General features: G+C 63.9%; 14 protein-coding genes. 4 read left to right on the top strand and 10 right to left on the bottom strand.

Annotated elements, in window-relative coordinates; translation table 11 throughout:
• Window positions 1–51: 51 nt before the first annotated feature.
• On the top strand, window positions 52–1437 hold the full coding sequence (locus CO731_RS11540) for a polysaccharide pyruvyl transferase family protein (RefSeq protein WP_108607221.1): 1386 nt from the start codon (window positions 52–54) through the stop codon (window positions 1435–1437).
• Here CO731_RS11540 and CO731_RS11535 read toward each other — a convergent pair.
• The 9 genes from CO731_RS11535 to CO731_RS11495 all read right to left on the bottom strand — a co-directional run bounded on the left by CO731_RS11535 (window position 1339) and on the right by CO731_RS11495 (window position 10464).
• Window positions 1339–2799, bottom strand: coding sequence for a lipopolysaccharide biosynthesis protein (locus tag CO731_RS11535; protein WP_108607220.1), 1461 nt, complete (start codon window positions 2797–2799; stop codon window positions 1339–1341). The two genes, CO731_RS11540 and CO731_RS11535, sit on opposite strands and share 99 nt — an antisense overlap.
• The gene (locus CO731_RS11530; protein ID WP_108607219.1) at window positions 2796–3977 is read right to left on the bottom strand and encodes a glycosyltransferase; all 1182 of its coding nucleotides are present in this window, start codon (window positions 3975–3977) and stop codon (window positions 2796–2798) included. The genes CO731_RS11535 and CO731_RS11530 overlap by 4 nt, the downstream gene beginning before the upstream one ends.
• Window positions 3978–4016: 39 nt before the next feature.
• The gene (locus CO731_RS11525; protein WP_108607218.1) at window positions 4017–5096 is read right to left on the bottom strand and encodes a glycosyltransferase; all 1080 of its coding nucleotides are present in this window, start codon (window positions 5094–5096) and stop codon (window positions 4017–4019) included.
• On the bottom strand, window positions 5093–6460 hold the full coding sequence (locus CO731_RS11520) for a UDP-glucose/GDP-mannose dehydrogenase family protein (protein WP_108607217.1): 1368 nt from the start codon (window positions 6458–6460) through the stop codon (window positions 5093–5095). Before CO731_RS11520 ends, CO731_RS11525 begins: the two co-directional genes overlap by 4 nt.
• Window positions 6461–6524: 64 nt before the next feature.
• On the bottom strand, window positions 6525–7346 hold the full coding sequence (locus CO731_RS11515; protein WP_108607216.1) for a glycoside hydrolase family 16 protein: 822 nt from the start codon (window positions 7344–7346) through the stop codon (window positions 6525–6527).
• Window positions 7347–7463: 117 nt separating this feature from the next.
• Window positions 7464–7865, bottom strand: coding sequence for a hypothetical protein (locus CO731_RS11510; RefSeq protein WP_108607215.1), 402 nt, complete (start codon window positions 7863–7865; stop codon window positions 7464–7466).
• 6 nt (window positions 7866–7871) lie between these two features.
• Entirely contained in the window at window positions 7872–8849 is a 978-nt protein-coding gene (gene galE / locus CO731_RS11505; protein WP_108607214.1) for a UDP-glucose 4-epimerase GalE, read from the bottom strand.
• 11 nt (window positions 8850–8860) lie between these two features.
• The gene (locus CO731_RS11500; protein ID WP_108607213.1) at window positions 8861–9871 is read right to left on the bottom strand and encodes a glycosyltransferase family 2 protein; all 1011 of its coding nucleotides are present in this window, start codon (window positions 9869–9871) and stop codon (window positions 8861–8863) included.
• A gap of 323 nt (window positions 9872–10194) precedes the next feature.
• Window positions 10195–10464, bottom strand: coding sequence for an exopolysaccharide production repressor exox (locus tag CO731_RS11495; RefSeq protein WP_108607212.1), 270 nt, complete (start codon window positions 10462–10464; stop codon window positions 10195–10197).
• A 612-nt stretch (window positions 10465–11076) separates the two neighbouring features.
• Between CO731_RS11495 and CO731_RS11490 the strand changes: the two genes are divergently transcribed.
• From CO731_RS11490 to CO731_RS11480, 3 genes are all read left to right on the top strand, one after another.
• Window positions 11077–11751, top strand: a complete 675-nt coding sequence (locus CO731_RS11490) for a sugar transferase (protein ID WP_108607211.1) — start codon at window positions 11077–11079, stop codon at window positions 11749–11751.
• 91 nt (window positions 11752–11842) lie between these two features.
• Window positions 11843–13102 carry a polysaccharide biosynthesis/export family protein gene (locus CO731_RS11485; RefSeq protein ID WP_108607210.1) on the top strand — a complete coding sequence of 420 codons (1260 nt, stop codon included), beginning with the start codon at window positions 11843–11845 and terminating at the stop codon, window positions 13100–13102.
• 17 nt (window positions 13103–13119) lie between these two features.
• Window positions 13120–14403 (top strand): O-antigen ligase, encoded by a 1284-nt coding sequence (locus CO731_RS11480; protein WP_108607209.1) that lies wholly within the window; start codon window positions 13120–13122, stop codon window positions 14401–14403.
• Here the strand turns inward: CO731_RS11480 and phnF are convergent.
• The gene (gene phnF, locus CO731_RS11475) at window positions 14397–15125 is read right to left on the bottom strand and encodes a phosphonate metabolism transcriptional regulator PhnF (protein ID WP_245439735.1); all 729 of its coding nucleotides are present in this window, start codon (window positions 15123–15125) and stop codon (window positions 14397–14399) included. The genes CO731_RS11480 and phnF overlap by 7 nt on opposite strands.
• Window positions 15126–15190: the final 65 nt, after the last annotated feature.

The raw sequence follows: 15190 nt of genomic DNA, 5'->3' as shown, positions 1-15190 counted from the left end.
TTAGCCTGTACTTAATTTCCCGACACGACCAATCCGAGGAGGCCAAGGCCCATGAAGACAGTCATCGTCGAAAATACCGTCTGCCTGAACACCGGCGATGCGGCGATCCTGCTGGCGATCCGGCACATCCTCAAGGCAGCCTATCCCGGCGAGCTGCGCTTCCAGGTGTTCGACAGCCAGCCCGAAGTGGCGTCGCGGCTCTACTCCAGGCAGGCCTATCCCGACATCGAGATTCGCAAGCTCTTGTCGGAATCGATCTTCAAATACCCCTATGACGACAACCGGCTGAAGAACCTGGCCAAGCCGATCTACAACCGTCTCGCACTGAGCGCGCTGCGCCACTACGGCAAGAGCCGGGCGCTGGATGAGACCATGTTCGGCGCCGAGGACCGCCGCAGCCTCGACATGTACCATCGGGCCGATTTGGTCGTCACCACGGGCGGCACCTATCTGGTCGAGAACTACAATCTCGAACGCCGCCTCAACCAGTTCCGCATCGATGCCATCTTCGGCAAGGATCCGGTCTTCTTCACCCAGTCGCTGGGACCGTTCGACAAGGACTACAACCGCCGCGAACTGAAGCCGGTGTTCGACCGCAGCCCGCTGATCCTGCTGCGCGACGAACGCTCGCGCGCCCACCTTGCAGGCCTCGTCGACAACCCCGGCAAGTGCCATGTCGTCGCCGATTCGGTGTTCGCGCTCGCCGACAGTGCGCGCATCGAAGCGCTGCTCTCGACCGGCACGCCGCCCCGGCCGACCGGTCGTGTCGGCATCTCGGTGCGGCACTGGAACTACGTCAATGACGGCGCCGACGGCATGCGCCGCTACATGGATTCGATCCGCGACATCGCCACCTCTCTGGTGCGCGACCACGGCAAGCAGGTGACCTTCGTCTCGACCTGCCAAGGCGTGCCCGAATACGCCCACGACGATTCGAAGACGGCGCGGGCGATCGTCGCCGAACTGGCGCCCGAGATCGCCGCCCAGGTCAGCGTCGACGCCGGCTTCCACACGCCCGAACAGCTGATTGAACTGGTCAAGGGCTTCGACTTCGTCGTCGCAACGCGCATGCACATGATGATCATGTCGCTGTGCGTCGGTGTGCCTGTGCTGCCCATCGCCTACGAGTTCAAGACCCGCGAGCTTGCCAAGCGTGTCGGCCTCGCCGAGCTGCTGCTCGACATCGACACGGTGACCCCCGACGAAGGCGGCCAGAAGCTCGCGCGCTTTGCCGGCAACCTCGACCGTTATCGGGCGACGACCCTTGCCGCGGTGCTGGAAGAACATGCCTCGGCCATGTCGGCCGCCGATCTGGTCAGGCCGCTTCTGGCGGACGCTTCAACGGATGTGGCGGGCGACGGTCTTCCAGGTCTCGACAAGGGCGCGGCGGGACTGCGGGACGGCGACCATGAAGGCAAGCGCCACCGCGTAGCTTAGGGTGGCGGCCGTAAGAGCTGCCACGAGATTGGACTGCGCGGTCAGCGATGCCGGCAGGTAGCCGTAGCCGAGCCAGGCCACGGCAGCCGCAACGATCAGCAATCCCTGGACCATCAGGAAGTCGAGCGCCGAGACCGGGCCGGTGCGCCCGAGCATCACCGCCAGCACCGGCAATCTGAGCACATAGCCGCTGATCGCATAGGCGGCGGCGACGCCGACTGCGCCCCATTTCAGCCCGACGGCAAAGGACAGCACCGTGGTCAGCGCCGAATAGACGCCCCAGCGGAACATCGTCTTCGTTTTGCCCTGGCAGATGAAGATCCAGCCCGTCGTGCTCGACACCGGCTGCATCAGCCCGGCGATGCCGAGCCAGGCGAAGATCGGCGCCACCGCCAGCCAGCGTTCGCCGAACAGGATGGCGACCACCGGCTCGGCGGCGATTGTGAGTGCGGCGATGCCGGGCACAGTGACGAAGGCAAGCAGCCAGTTGGTGCGCAGGTAAAGCTCGCGAAAGCGCGGCTTGTCATCCTGAATGCGGCTGAGCAGCGGCACCATCAGCCGCGACAGCGGCTGGTTGATGTTCTGCAGCGGAAACAAAAGCAGCTTGTAGGCGCGGTCGTAATAGCCGAGCTCGACCGGGCCGGAGAACTTGCCGATCAGGATGTTGTCGAGGTTGCGCGAGAAGAAGTTGACGAGGTTGAAGCCGGTGAGATTGGCACCGAAGGACAGGATCTCGCGCTCCACCTTGACGCTGGGCCTGCCCGGCTTCCAGCGCGTCGCCAGCCAGGCGCCGAGCAGCGTCACCACCGCACCGGCCGCAGGCCCGATCACCAGCGACCAGTAGCCAAGCCCGGCATAGGCGGCGGCAATCGCCGCCCCAAGGCCGGCGAGTGCGGTCGCCACGTCGTTGATGGCAAGTTGCCCGAACTGCAAGTTGCGGTTCATCAGCGCCAGCGGCAGCGCGGCGAGACTACCGAGCAGCAGCGGCATTGCAGCGGCGAGCGTGATGCCAGTCATGCGGGCGTCGCCGTAGAAGGCCGACACCGCCGGCGAAAGTGCCGCGATCACGATCGTGCAGATCAGGCCGGCGAGCGCGCTGATCCAGAACACCTGGTTGATCTGCGGCTGGCTGATCTCGGGGCGCTGGATGACCGCCTGCTGCAGCCCAAGATTCTGGAACAGCCCGACAAAGGCGATGATCGGCCCGACCGAGGCGACAAGGCCGAAATCCTCCGGCGCCAGCATTCGCGCCAGGATCACCACCGAGATGAACTGGATGCCGATCTTGATCGCCTGGGCTGCTGCGGTCAGCGCTCCGCCACGCAGGGCGATGCGGCCCAGTTGCTGGGATTCGGCCGTCATGCCGCCGCCTTGGTGGCAGCAAGGCGGAACAGCGTGTCGGCAAATGCGTCGTTGAGCCGGACGGAATCGAAGTCGTCTTCGATCTTGCGTCGCGCTGCGACGGCCAGGTTTTCGCAGGCGCCGGGGTTGTCGGCGATCCAGATCAGCTTTTGCGCCAGCGCGCCGACGTCCCTTTCAGGTGCCAGCAGGCCGGTCCTGCCGTCTTCGATCAGTTCGGGGATGCCTGAATGATAGGTGCTGACGACGGTAAGGCCTGCCGCCATCGCTTCCATCAAAGCCACGGGTATGCCCTCGAGATCGCCGTCCCTCGCCCTGACGCTGGGCAGCACGAAGACATGCGCCTTGCTCAGGCGCTGCTTGACCTCGCTGTGCGGGCGGGGCCCTAAGAAGGCGACGCGATCGGATATGTTGAGCCTTGCCGCCAGTTGCTTCATGGCGTCGAGCAGTTCGCCGCCGCCAATGATCGTGTAGGACCAGTCGATGTCAGGCCGCACAGCCTGCACTTCCGCGAGTGCACGCAGAGCGAACTCGATTCCCTTCTTTTCAGTCAGCCGGCAGACCGAAACCAGCGAAAGCGTAGCGTCACTGCGCGCAACCGCCTGAAAGCCGATCGCGTCGGTGTCGACCCCCATGTGATGCACCGCGACGGTTTCGGATGCCGCACCCGCTCCAATGAGCGCGTCGCGGAAGTAGCCGTTGACCGGCAGCTGCAGGGCACCTTGCTGGAACACCACCTCGTAGCGCGACAGCGTGCCGTCATGCATCGGTGCACCGACATCGTGGCCGTGAAAAATCGTCACCAGGGGGGCAGCAATCCGTCGCCGCTTCATCGATCTTGCGACGCGCAGGCCGTTGTTGCCGAAATGCGCGACGATGACGTCGTATTTTTCGAGCTTGCCGGCAAAGGCGATGTCGAGCGCCGTCGATGCCTTGTCCCAGAGCTTTCCCGACCACCTGCGGAGCCTGGGCCGCAGCGGCCCGAGCGCGCCCCACCATTGCTCGACACCGCCAGGGAGATTGCGCCAGCGCGGGTCATCGATGTTGCGCTCCTTGCCGAACGTCGTCTCGTTACATACGACGCCGACCTCGATACCGCGCTCGAGACAGCCCTCGATCTGGTTGAGCACGAAGGTCTCGGAGAGCGAGGGAAACTTGTCGACGACGAAACAGACCTTCATCGATCCGCTCTCCTGGAACCCAGCCGGACAATCGCCAAGTCAGGCAGCCTTGTGCAGGCTTTGCGCCGCTGCGCGTTCGAGCACGCCCATGAAGGTGGCGAACTGGGCATCGGGTTCGAGTTGGGGGCGCTCGGAAAACTCGCGGGCCGCCGCCGACAGGCGATTGTACGCGACCCTGTCCTGCCACAGCCGGCGCACGGCATCGACCCAGTCGTCGAGCGGCGCGTCGTAGTCGAGAACCACGCCGCCCTTGCCGATCGCCTCGGGCAGTCCGCCGCGGCGCGAACCGACGACGGGAATACCGCTGCAATGCGCCTCGGAGGCGACACGGCCCCAGGCCTCTTCCCATTTGCTCGGTGCGAGCAGGATCTTCGTGCGGCCATAGACCGTCTTCATGTTGTTGGTGCGGCCTTCAAGCCTGACATTGCCGAGCGGGGCGATGGTCTCTTCGATGCGGGCGCGGTGGTCGTCGGCCAGTTTCCAGCTTTCGACGAACAGGAAGGGAATGTCGGAGCAGCGCCCGGCGATCCGCACCGCGAGCTCGAAACCCTTCTCTTCGTAAGGGTTGATCAGCGTCACGAATTCGCCTGATGTCGGCGTGGCATAGAGCGCGGGATTGATCGTCGGCGGAATGACTGTCGATTCGATGCCGAACCTTTGCCCGTAGGCGCGGGCGGTGAACTCCGAATTGGCAATATACTGCGCCGAGCGCAGCTCGCTCAGTTCGCCGGCGAGTTCATGGAATTCGACATTCCTGAGATAGACGACCAGCGGCACGCCCTGAGCTTCCAGCGCCTTTCCGATCGGCACCGACTTGTGGCACTGGACCACAGCGACGTCGGGCTTGAGCTTCTGCACGGCAAAGCCGGCGGCCTCCCACGGGAACCAGGCGCGGACCACAGGGTAGCCGGGAAAGCTGTCGATGACGGCGCGTTGCCGCGTCAGCTTCATCTTGGCGCGGGCCTTGAAGCCGAACATGCCGTCACCGAACAAGGCGGCGAGGACGGAAGCCTCGTGGCCATGCGCGCGCAGCTGCTCGACCAGATGATGCGTGCTCGACTGAACCCCGCCGCTGAATTCGGGCGTGTAGCCGTTACCGCCGGCAAAAAGGACCCTCATGCTGCCAGTTCCTTTGTCGCTCTCGAATTCAGTTCGCCAACCTTCCGGCCGATGGAGACGTAGTGGAGGCCATGGCGGGCGACGACCGCGGGGTCGTAGAGATTGCGGCCGTCGAAGATCACCGGCGTCGAAAGCGCCTGTCTGATCGTCTCGAAGGACGGTGCCCGGAAGTTCTTCCACTCGGTGGCGATCAGCAGCGCATCGGCGCCGCGCAGCGCCGCCTCCTTGGTGCCGCAGAGCAGCAGGTCGTCGCGCTGGCCATAGATCTGCTGCGCCTCGTTCATCGCCTCGGGATCGTAGGCCTGGACCTTGGCGCCAGCGGCCCACAGCGCCTCCATCAGGACGCGGGCCGGCGCCTCGCGCATGTCGTCGGTGTTGGGCTTGAACGCCAGTCCCCACAGCGCAAACGTCTTGCCCGCGAGATCGCCGTTGAAGTGGCCCTTGAGCTTGTCGAACAGCACCGCCTTCTGGGCGTTGTTGCGTTCCTCGACCGACTTCAGCAGCACCGGCTCGAAGCCGACATCGTCGGCGGTGCGGATCAGCGCGCGCACGTCCTTGGGAAAACACGAGCCGCCATAGCCCAGGCCGGGATAGATGAAGTGGTAGCCGATGCGCGGGTCCGAGCCGATGCCCTTGCGCACCTCCTCGATGTCGGCGCCGAGCAGCTCGGCCAGGTTGGCCATCTCGTTCATGAAGCTGATCTTGGTCGCCAGCATGCAGTTGGCGGCATATTTGGTGAACTCGGCCGAGCGCACGTCCATCACGATCATCTTCTCGTGGTTGCGGTTGAACGGCGCATAGAGCTCGCGCATCACCGCCTCGGCGGCCTCGCTTTCGGTGCCGACGATGATGCGGTCGGGCTTCATGCAGTCGGCGACCGCCGAACCCTCCTTGAGGAACTCCGGATTGGAGACCACATCGAAGGCAAGCTCCTCGCGGCCGCGCGTCTTCAGCGCCGAAGCGATCGCCGCTCGTACCTTGTCGGCGGTGCCGACCGGCACGGTCGACTTGCCGACGACGATCTTGGGTTCGACCATCTCGCGGCCGATCGTCTCGGCTACGGCCAGGACATATTTGAGATCGGCCGAGCCGTCCTCGCCCGGCGGCGTGCCGACCGCGATCATCTGGATCTCGCCGTGGCGCACGGCCAGCACCGCATCCGTGGTGAAGACGATGCGGCCCGCCGCATGGTTGTCACGCACCAGCGCCTCCAGCCCCGGCTCGAAGATCGGCACGAACCCCTGGTTCAGCCGCTCGACCTTGGCCGCGTCGACATCGACGCAGACGACGTCATGCCCGACCTCGGCCAGCACCGCTGCCTGCACCAGACCGACATAGCCAATTCCAAATACCGTGAGCTTCATACGGTCCGTTCCTGTTCGTTGATGATGTTGGGGCGCGGACGGGCCACGCCTGGGTCTCTGCCGGTCATTGCAGCGTGCAAGCGACCGACTCCTCGAACTGGCAAGGCTCGCCCAGCGCGGTGAAGGCGACGCGGTCGACGGTCATGGTCACCGGCTTGCCGGGATCCGAGAAGGCCCCCATCCACTCACGCAGCGTGTCGGTGCCCCACAGGCTGAAGAAGATCTTCTGCGGGTGGCTTGGCAGTTGCGAGGGCTCGGTCACCTCATGCACCAACTGGCCGTTGACGTACCAGCGCAGCCGCTCCTTCTCCCAGACGAAGGCATAATCGTTGAAGGCCTGGTCGGCGCCGCCGGGCACGTCGACGAGCTTCTCGTCGTTGGACTTGCCGCCGACATAGGCATTGACCTGCACCTTGGAAGGATCCTTGGTCAGCACCTCGAAATCGATCTCGTCATGCGGCTGTTTGTGCACCGGGCCGATATAGGTGAAGAAGGCTGCATTCAGCCCCGAGCCGGTGCCGCTCTTCATGCGCGCCTCGTAGGTGCCATAGCTGAAGCGCTGCTTGGTCTGCACTTCGCCGCAGGAATAGTCGCGGTCTTTCAACGGCTTCTTCTCGAAGCTCAGCGTCAGGTTGCCATCGGCGACCTTGACCTGTTCCTTCGACCAGGTGCAGTTTTGGTGCTTGCCGTTGTCCCAGCCGTCGGAGACGAACCAGCGCGAACCGCTCAGCGTGTCGAACGTTTCCACGAAGGACTTGCCGGTGGCATCCTGTGCCAATACGCCGCCCGAAGCGGCAAGCAGGCCGGCCAGCGCGACCGACAGGCGCAAGCCCCATGAGCGGCGACCGATCCGGCCGGCTGCGTGATGTGTGACGTTTGCGTTCATAGCCAAGTCATCCTTGTGCCTTCGCGCCTCCCGCCCGAGAACCGCATTGCAACCGCCGGCCAGGGGTTTCGCCCCGACCGGAAAACAACCTCCCATCCTCCCGAAAATGCTGGCCCGTCAGGGCCGGTGCCGGACCTCCTCCGGCGCCGAAGCTGCCGACGATCCCTCATCGGCCTTGCGACCCTCGTCGACAAACGTGTCCAGCGCATGACGAAGCCCGGCGATCAATTCGGTCTGCCGCCCCAGTGCCTCGATGCGGCGCAGGCAGGTCTTCAGCGACTCCGTCCATCGGTCCATGTCATCGGCCCGTCGCGACGAGGCTTCGGAATTGTCCATCGCCTCGACCAGGAAGGCCGCGTTGGCCGAGACGGCCTCGTATCGGTTCCGGATGCCGGTCCTCTCGGCCTCGATCTCCGAGGTCAGTTGATCGAGCGAACGCGCCAGCTGTTCGAAGCGGGTCACGTCGGTTTCCCGGTCGCGGTCCGGGCTGCGTGTGCGGAAAGCGAAGATCGATGCCATGCTCTGCTACTCCACGTTTGCCCGAGCGTGCCAGTTCCAGGCGCTCGACACAATCGCGGCGAGGTCATGGCGCGGCGCCCAGCCGAGAACGTCGCGCGCCTTCGAATTGTCGGCGACGAGCGACGGCGCATCGCCTTCGCGCCGCGGTGCCAATTCGACCAGGAATGTCCGGCCTGACACCTCCTTCACCATCGACAGCAATTCGTTGACCGTCGTGCCCTGCCCGGTACCCAGGTTCAGCGCGACGCTGTCGCCGCCGTCGATCAGATACTGCACGGCGCGGCTATGCGCGTCGGCAAGGTCCATGACGTGGATGAAGTCGCGGACGCAGGAGCCGTCGCGGGTGTCGTAATCGTCGCCGAACACGCTGAAGCCGGCGCGGCGGCCGCGCGCTGCGTCGATCGCCAGCGGGATGGCATGCGTCTCGGGCTCATGGCGCTCGCCGATGCGCCCCTCGGGATCGGCGCCGGCGGCATTGAAATAGCGCAGCAGCACCGAGCGGAAACCCTCGTAACGGTCGAGATCGCGCAGCATGTCCTCGACGATCAGCTTGCTGCGGCCGTAGGGATTGATCGGCTGCTGCCGGTGCGTCTCGCGCATCGGCGTCTCTTCCGGCTCGCCATAGGTGGCGCAGGTCGAGGAAAACACCAGCCGCTTGCAGCCCGCAGCACTGGCTGCGGCGAACAGGTTCAACGAACCCGCGACATTGTTCTCGAAGAACGCCATCGGATTCCTGACCGATTCCCCGACCTGGATCAGGGCGGCGAAATGGATGACTGCCGCCGGACGGTACTTGGCAAACACCTCGTCGAGCCGGGCGCGATCGCGGACATCGCCTTGCTCGAGCGGTCCCCATTTGACGAACTCGGGGTGGCCGTTGCTGAAATTGTCGTAGACGACGGGGCGAAAACCCTTGCGCGCCAGATCGAGGCAGGTGTGGGAACCGATATAGCCGCCGCCGCCGACGACCAGAATGTCTTGCATGTCTTGTGGCCTCACTTCTGGGCACCTGCGTTCTCGGCCGTAATCAGGTAGCGCAGGCGCGGTTCAGGAGCCGACGGCACCGATCCGGATTTCGCAAGCGCGTCGAACTTGTCCATGGCCACCCCGCGAACGACCGCCAGAAAACTGGCAGGAGACGAGGTTGCAAACCTTATCGCCGCAGCCATGCCGTCGGCCGCCTTAAGGTCGAGGAAGCGCCGCAAACGGTACTTGTCGCGCACATGCCGCTCGTGGCGGCGAAGGATGCGTTTGTTCTCTGCCGCCAGCCCCGGCTGTGCCAGCAGCCCGAGATCGGCATCGGCCAGACGCTGCAGATCCTCCGTGCGGTGCTGGCCGCTCAGCGAATTGGGCCGCACCACGGCGCAATAGCCGCAGGACCTGACGACTTTGAAGCGGGCGCCCATCAGCATGGCCCGCGCATAAAGGGCATAATCTTCGCCGAGCCGCAGTTGCTCGTCGTAGCTCAACCCGTGCCGCTCGAGCATGGCTCGGCGCATCACCGGCTTGAGGAATCCGAGTTCGCCGCGCTTTGCGCCACGGCTGGAAATGTTGCCCGCGATGAACTGCGCGAATCCGAGCAGCGCCGGATCGGCGTCGAACTGCGCGACGCTGCCCGACAGTACATCACGCACCGAAGCGTGCTCGACGAACACGATGTTGTCGGCGACAAGATCCCAGTCGTCGCCACCGACAAGGTTCGCAAACCGGCCTGGCAGGAAAAAATCGTCGGCATCCAGGATGCTGATCAGTGCCGATCTGGAGTTGCGTATCGCCATGTTGCGGGCGAATGAGGGGCCGCGGTTGACGTCCAGCCGCAGCACCAGAAGCCGGCCGCTGCCATCGTCGGCGGCGCGCGCCACGGCTTCGGTCGCATCGGTCGAGGCATCGTCCACGACCACGACCTCGGCCACTTCGGGCTGCCGCAGCGCCGAGGTGATGGCCGTCGTGATCGTTTCCGCTGCGTTGCGCGCAGCAATGATGACACAGACGTCAGTTCCGCTCACGTCGGTTGCCTTTCCGTCATAGCCCGCCGACGCCAGAGCTATATTGCACCTGCGAACAAGGAAACCCCAACTTTTGTTACGGCGCTTCACCGTTGGGGTCGTGAAGACCCGGTGCCGACCGCCGCGACATGCGGCTTTCCAAGGGCTGCAGGCGCGTTGCCGCGATCACGCCGGATGCCTCCATAATCCGTGGCGACGGCAACGCGGCATCACCTGAAGGCAGCAAGCCTGGGCATGAAAATGGCCGCGCAAATGGTCGGAAAAGCAGAACCGATTCCTGCGGAAACCCAGTCCGTGCGGGGCCTTGAGCCCACCACAGCGGCCTAGTGCGCGCTGCCCTTTGGCGTCAGGTCGTCGGCCGGAACTGCCGGTGCGCCTTCGGCCACGGTCTTTGTGTTCTTGATTTCAGCCGCTTTGGGGCTCGTACGCAGCACCATGGCCAGGATGACAAGAAAGTATCCGACCTGAAGAATGACGGCGCAGGCCAGCACGCGCAGCAAGATCGTGCCCCAGCCGGCAGCATCCAGATAGGACCACAGCGCCACGACGGCGATTACCATCGCCATGCCGAACACGAATTTTGGCAAGGTCATAGCCGTTGACCGTCAGGCCCGAGGAATCGGCACTGATTTTGTCGCCATGTTGCTTGCAACTCCCCTAGCCCTGAAAGCTCCACCCGCATCGTTCCTTCGTTATATTTTGATGCCGACATGCTGGTTGGCGGTCGACCGGAAGAACGTCGTTTCATTATATTGGCCCGCCCAGCAGTCAGCAAGCGGAGCCCTCTTTCGCCGAGAGTCTTGCCGCCGACGCCAGATGCTGCATTGCACTTTCACAGCTGGTCGAAAGTCGATAACATTTTCATTCAGGATGCCATTATTTCAGAATATTTTGGCGAATACCCACGTGATGCATAATATGTTTTATATTTTGGCGCGCATTGCTGGAACGTTTACCAACATGGTGCAGATACAATTTTCGACATTTCACCTGTATTGACACATTCGATTCTGCTCATGCATGCGGCCATTGGACATAAAACTGTCGCATTGAGATTTTCTTGTGCACGCCATGCACGGATTTTGGTCATCTACTGGTATAAATATTTCACGCGTCAAAAAAACGTGTGTTGCAGCGCAGCATGTCGGCCGTATCCTGACACAGGGCGATTCTGGGGCGATTCATCGACCAATTGGAGTTGCAGCATGAGGGATCTTGCCAAGTCGACGAGCTTGGAGTTTCCACACGTCGCCACCGACCTCCCCCCTCTGGGTGGCGTGGCCAAGCGCGGATTCGACATCATCGGTGCGGGTCTCGGGATTATCGCATTAAGCCCGTTGTTCCTGCTCATTGCCTTGCTGGTAAAGGCCTCGGACGGCGGCTCGGTCTTCTATGGCCATCGCCGGATCGGCCGTGGCGGCCGTATCTTCCAGTGCCTCAAGTTCCGCACGATGGTCCCTGACGGGGACGCGGTACTTGCGGCGCATTTTCGCAATGACCCGGAAGCCAGGGCCGAGTGGGAGGCAACGCGCAAGCTGAAGGACGACCCTCGGGTCACGCGTGTCGGCACGGTGCTGCGCAAGCTCAGCCTCGACGAGCTGCCGCAGATCCTCAACATCCTTCTCGGCGACATGAGCATCGTCGGCCCACGCCCGGTGGTACGCGACGAGCTCGATTATTACGGCAAGGCGGTCGTCTTCTATCTCAAGTCGCGGCCCGGTCTCACCGGACTGTGGCAGGTCAGCGGACGCAACGACGTCTCCTACGACAGCCGCGTTGCGTTCGACCGTCACTATGTCGAGAACTGGTCGCTGGTCGAAGACATCCGCATCATCCTGAAGACGGTCCCGGCCGTCTGCATGTCGCGCGGCAGCTACTGAGCCTGCCGCAAACGAGTCTGCGCCCATGTGGGGGCGCGCAGCTTCTCCCGCCCGCGGGCTCCAAGAGATCCCCGCGGCCCACGAACGGACGATGAACTTGAACCCAATTCTCGGCTCCCATCCCCGCACCCGACGCCTGCTCAAGCTGGGCGGCGCGCTCTGTCTCACGCTGGCCATTTCGGCATCCGCAGTGTTTGCTGAAGACTACCAGCTCGGAACCCAGGACAAGCTGACCATCCGCGTCGTCGAATGGCAGACCGTCGAGGGCGCCTTCCGCGACTGGTCTTCGGTGAGCGGCGACTACACGATCGGACCATCCGGCAATCTTTCGCTGCCATTCGTCGGTGAAACGCAGGCCGCGGGCAAGACGACGGCCGAGATCGCCGAGACGATCGGCAAGACCCTGCAGGACAAGTTCGGCCTTTCCGACCGTCCGGAAGCGTCGGTCGAGGTGGCGCAGTTTCGTCCCTTCTACATCTCCGGCGACATCCAGACCCCGGGCCAGTATGCCTATGCCCCGGATCTCACCGTGCTCAAGGCAATCAGCATCGCCGGCGGCATGCGCCGCGGTGCCGACGGCGCCCGTACCGAACGCGACCTCATCACCGCAGAAGGCAGCCATGCCGTGCTCTCCGACGAGCAGCTCCGCATGATGGTCACCCTGGCGCGGATCGATGCCGAGCTTGCCGGCAAGACTGAAGTCGAAGCGCCGAAGGAGATCGCGTCCCTGCCGGCGGTATCAGGCATGATCGCCAACGAAACCGCCATCATGGCCTCGCGCCAGAAGAAGCTCACCCTGAGGCTGCAGGCACTTGAAGAGCTCAAGGGCTTACTCGAGCAGGAGATCGTATCGCTGGGCCAGAAGTCCGAGACACAGAAGCGCCAGGTCGAACTCGCCAGGAAAGAGCTCAGCGGCATCGACACGCTGGCCCAGAAGGGTCTCGTGGTGAATACGCGCGTGCTGTCGACCGAGCGCTCCATCGCCGAGATGGAGGGCAAGATCCTCGATCTGGAGACCGCCATGCTGCGGGCCAAGCAGGACATCAGCAAGGCCGAACAGGAGGCGATCGACCTCAAGAACGACGGCGAGTCCGAACTGGCGGTCGAGCGGCAGAAGACCGTCGGAGAACTCAATGCCGTCACGCTCAAGCTCGGAATGCAAAAGGGCCTGATCGCCGAGGCCGGAGGCACGGCACCAACGGCTGCGGGCACCGAACAGGCGATTTCTTATGTCCTCGTCCGCAAGGGCAGCGATGGCAAGAGCAAGGAAATCGCGGCCGCCGAGGACATGCCCGTTCTGCCCGGCGACGTACTCAAGGTGGAGCGGACAGACGGCCCGCTCGTCCAGTAGCCCGGCGGTCAGACGCGATGCGGATCAGAAAATCGGCGCTGGTCGAACCCGGCCGCAACACGCTCTACGGCGCCTTCGCGGTTGCCGTATCATTTTTTGTGTTCGCCTACTCGTTCCGCATCGGCCAGATCTCGATCCTGATGTACTACGCGGTCTGGCTGCCGTTGGTCCTGGTCGACTACCGGTTCACGCTCGGCCGCCTCGGCGCATCGCCGCAACTACTGGCCTTCGCGCTGCTCGCCTGCCTGTCCTACTTCTGGTCCGACGCGCCTGATGTGACCAGCCGGGCGGCACTTCAATATCTGTCGCATGTGGTCTGCGCCGTGATCGCCGCCAGGGTGATCGACGCACGCACCCTGTGCATCGGCGCCATGGCCGGCATCGCGGTCATTCTCGCCTATTCGATGCTTGTCGGCGGCTACGTCTATGACGCGCTCGACGGCACCTACAGTTTCGTCGGCGCGTTCGGCTCCAAGAACCAGCTCGGCTTCTACGCGTCGCTGGGCGTGCTGTTCGGCTGCTACTTCGCACTGTTTCTGACGCGCGGGCGCATCGCCCGCCTTCTTGCCCTCGGCGTCGTCCTGCTCTCGGCCGCATCGCTTGTCATGTCGCAGTCGGCAACCTCGATGCTCGCCACCCCTGCAGCAATTGCCATGATCGTCGCCATCGCCGGGCTGGAGGCCTTCTCGCCGACCCACCGCCGTATCTTCTTCGCTGCCGGCCTCGTGCTTGCCGGCACAGCGGTTCTGGCAGCTCTCAATGTCGGCGCTATCGACATGGTTCTTGGCGCCTTCGGCAAGGATTCGACACTGACCGGCCGCACATATCTCTGGCAGCAAGGCATCGACGCATCGGCAAATACGCCACTGCTCGGCATCGGTTATGCCGCCTATTGGGTGCAGGGCTTCTCCGAAGCGGAGCGGCTGTGGAACGAGTTCTACATCACCTCCCGCACCGGCTTCCATTTCCACAACACCTACATCGAGGCGCTGGTGGAGCTCGGCTATGTCGGCGCGGCGATGATCGTGCTGCCGCTGCTCGCCATCCTCCGGCTGTGCATCTCGCGTCTTCTGAGCGAGGGCGACTGGACCGAGCCGCTGCTGCAGACAGGCCTGCTCGCTTTGCTGGTCATCCGCTCGTTCTTCGAAGTCGACATCCTGCAGCCCTACGTCATCGGCTCGTTCCTGCTCTACTACTGCTGGGCACGCGCCAAGGAGCCGGCGACACGGCAAACCGTGCCAGCTTCGCCGCCTCGGCAAATGACGTTCGGGCGCAGCGACGGCATCCAGTACAATCACTGAGCCTCGGTCGAAACGCTGAGCTCGACCCTGTCGGCAACGAAGCGCGTTTCGGCATATTGGATCGGCAAGCCCTGGGTATCGACATTGACGGCGACCGCGACCAGCACGATGGCACCGGCTGAAAGCTTCAAGTCGGCAAGGTCGGCGGCATCGGCATGGCGCGCCGAGACCAGGGTCGATTTGCGGAAATAGTCCTCGATGCCGTAGCGCTGGAAGCCGAGCGTGATCGAGCCCGTCTCGGCATAGGCCTCGGCATAGCCGGGAAACCGCTCCGCATCGAACCAACTGGTCGCGCGCGACACCGGCCGTTCGTCGGCCTCGCTCAGCGTCTCCAGCCTGACCACGGGCGCACCCTCCGCAAGGCCAAGCCCTTCGGCCACACGCTGTGACGCCTGCTCCACCGCATGGGCGAGAAGGATGCTGCGGCGGTCACGGGTCTGGCTGCGCAGGCCGGTCGAAAAACGCGTCCGCGCCGAGATCGGGTAGGACAGCTTCTGGCGGCTTTCGACGAAGGTGCCCCTGCCCTGCTCCGCCCTGAGAACGCCTTCCTGCACCAGCGCGGCGATGGCGCTGCGCAGCGTGTGGCGATTGACGCCGAATCTCTCCGACAGCACCATCTCCGGCGGCAGCCGGCCGTCGGCACCAAGCGTGCCGGCTGAAACCGCCTGCCTGATCTGGTCGGCGATCTGGCGCCACAGCGCCACACCGCTTTTTCGCGTCACCGCCTGTTTCGGTCCCTGCCCACTCAAATCCACCGCCCCCTGTTTCGCGATTTGTCATGCGACCG

Origin of the sequence: Aminobacter sp. MSH1 (genome assembly GCF_003071665.1) — a bacterium.
Taxonomy (GTDB): Bacteria; Pseudomonadota; Alphaproteobacteria; order Rhizobiales; family Rhizobiaceae; genus Aminobacter; species Aminobacter niigataensis.
The sequence above is the reverse complement of the archived record's forward strand: the minus strand, read 5'-3'. Positions and strand labels throughout refer to the sequence as shown.

What these genes read in the sequence shown, in the direction of transcription:
- CO731_RS11540 (WP_108607221.1), top strand. Translation starts at nt 52, where the DNA reads ATGAAGACAGTCATCGTCGAAAATACCGTCTGCCTGAACACCGGCGAT.
- CO731_RS11535 (WP_108607220.1), bottom strand. Translation starts at nt 2,799, where the DNA reads ATGACGGCCGAATCCCAGCAACTGGGCCGCATCGCCCTGCGTGGCGGA.
- CO731_RS11530 (WP_108607219.1), bottom strand. Translation starts at nt 3,977, where the DNA reads ATGAAGGTCTGTTTCGTCGTCGACAAGTTTCCCTCGCTCTCCGAGACC.
- CO731_RS11525 (WP_108607218.1), bottom strand. Translation starts at nt 5,096, where the DNA reads ATGAGGGTCCTTTTTGCCGGCGGTAACGGCTACACGCCCGAATTCAGC.
- CO731_RS11520 (WP_108607217.1), bottom strand. Translation starts at nt 6,460, where the DNA reads ATGAAGCTCACGGTATTTGGAATTGGCTATGTCGGTCTGGTGCAGGCA.
- CO731_RS11515 (WP_108607216.1), bottom strand. Translation starts at nt 7,346, where the DNA reads ATGAACGCAAACGTCACACATCACGCAGCCGGCCGGATCGGTCGCCGC.
- CO731_RS11510 (WP_108607215.1), bottom strand. Translation starts at nt 7,865, where the DNA reads ATGGCATCGATCTTCGCTTTCCGCACACGCAGCCCGGACCGCGACCGG.
- galE (WP_108607214.1), bottom strand. Translation starts at nt 8,849, where the DNA reads ATGCAAGACATTCTGGTCGTCGGCGGCGGCGGCTATATCGGTTCCCAC.
- CO731_RS11495 (WP_108607212.1), bottom strand. Translation starts at nt 10,464, where the DNA reads ATGACCTTGCCAAAATTCGTGTTCGGCATGGCGATGGTAATCGCCGTC.
- CO731_RS11490 (WP_108607211.1), top strand. Translation starts at nt 11,077, where the DNA reads ATGAGGGATCTTGCCAAGTCGACGAGCTTGGAGTTTCCACACGTCGCC.
- CO731_RS11485 (WP_108607210.1), top strand. Translation starts at nt 11,843, where the DNA reads ATGAACTTGAACCCAATTCTCGGCTCCCATCCCCGCACCCGACGCCTG.
- CO731_RS11480 (WP_108607209.1), top strand. Translation starts at nt 13,120, where the DNA reads ATGCGGATCAGAAAATCGGCGCTGGTCGAACCCGGCCGCAACACGCTC.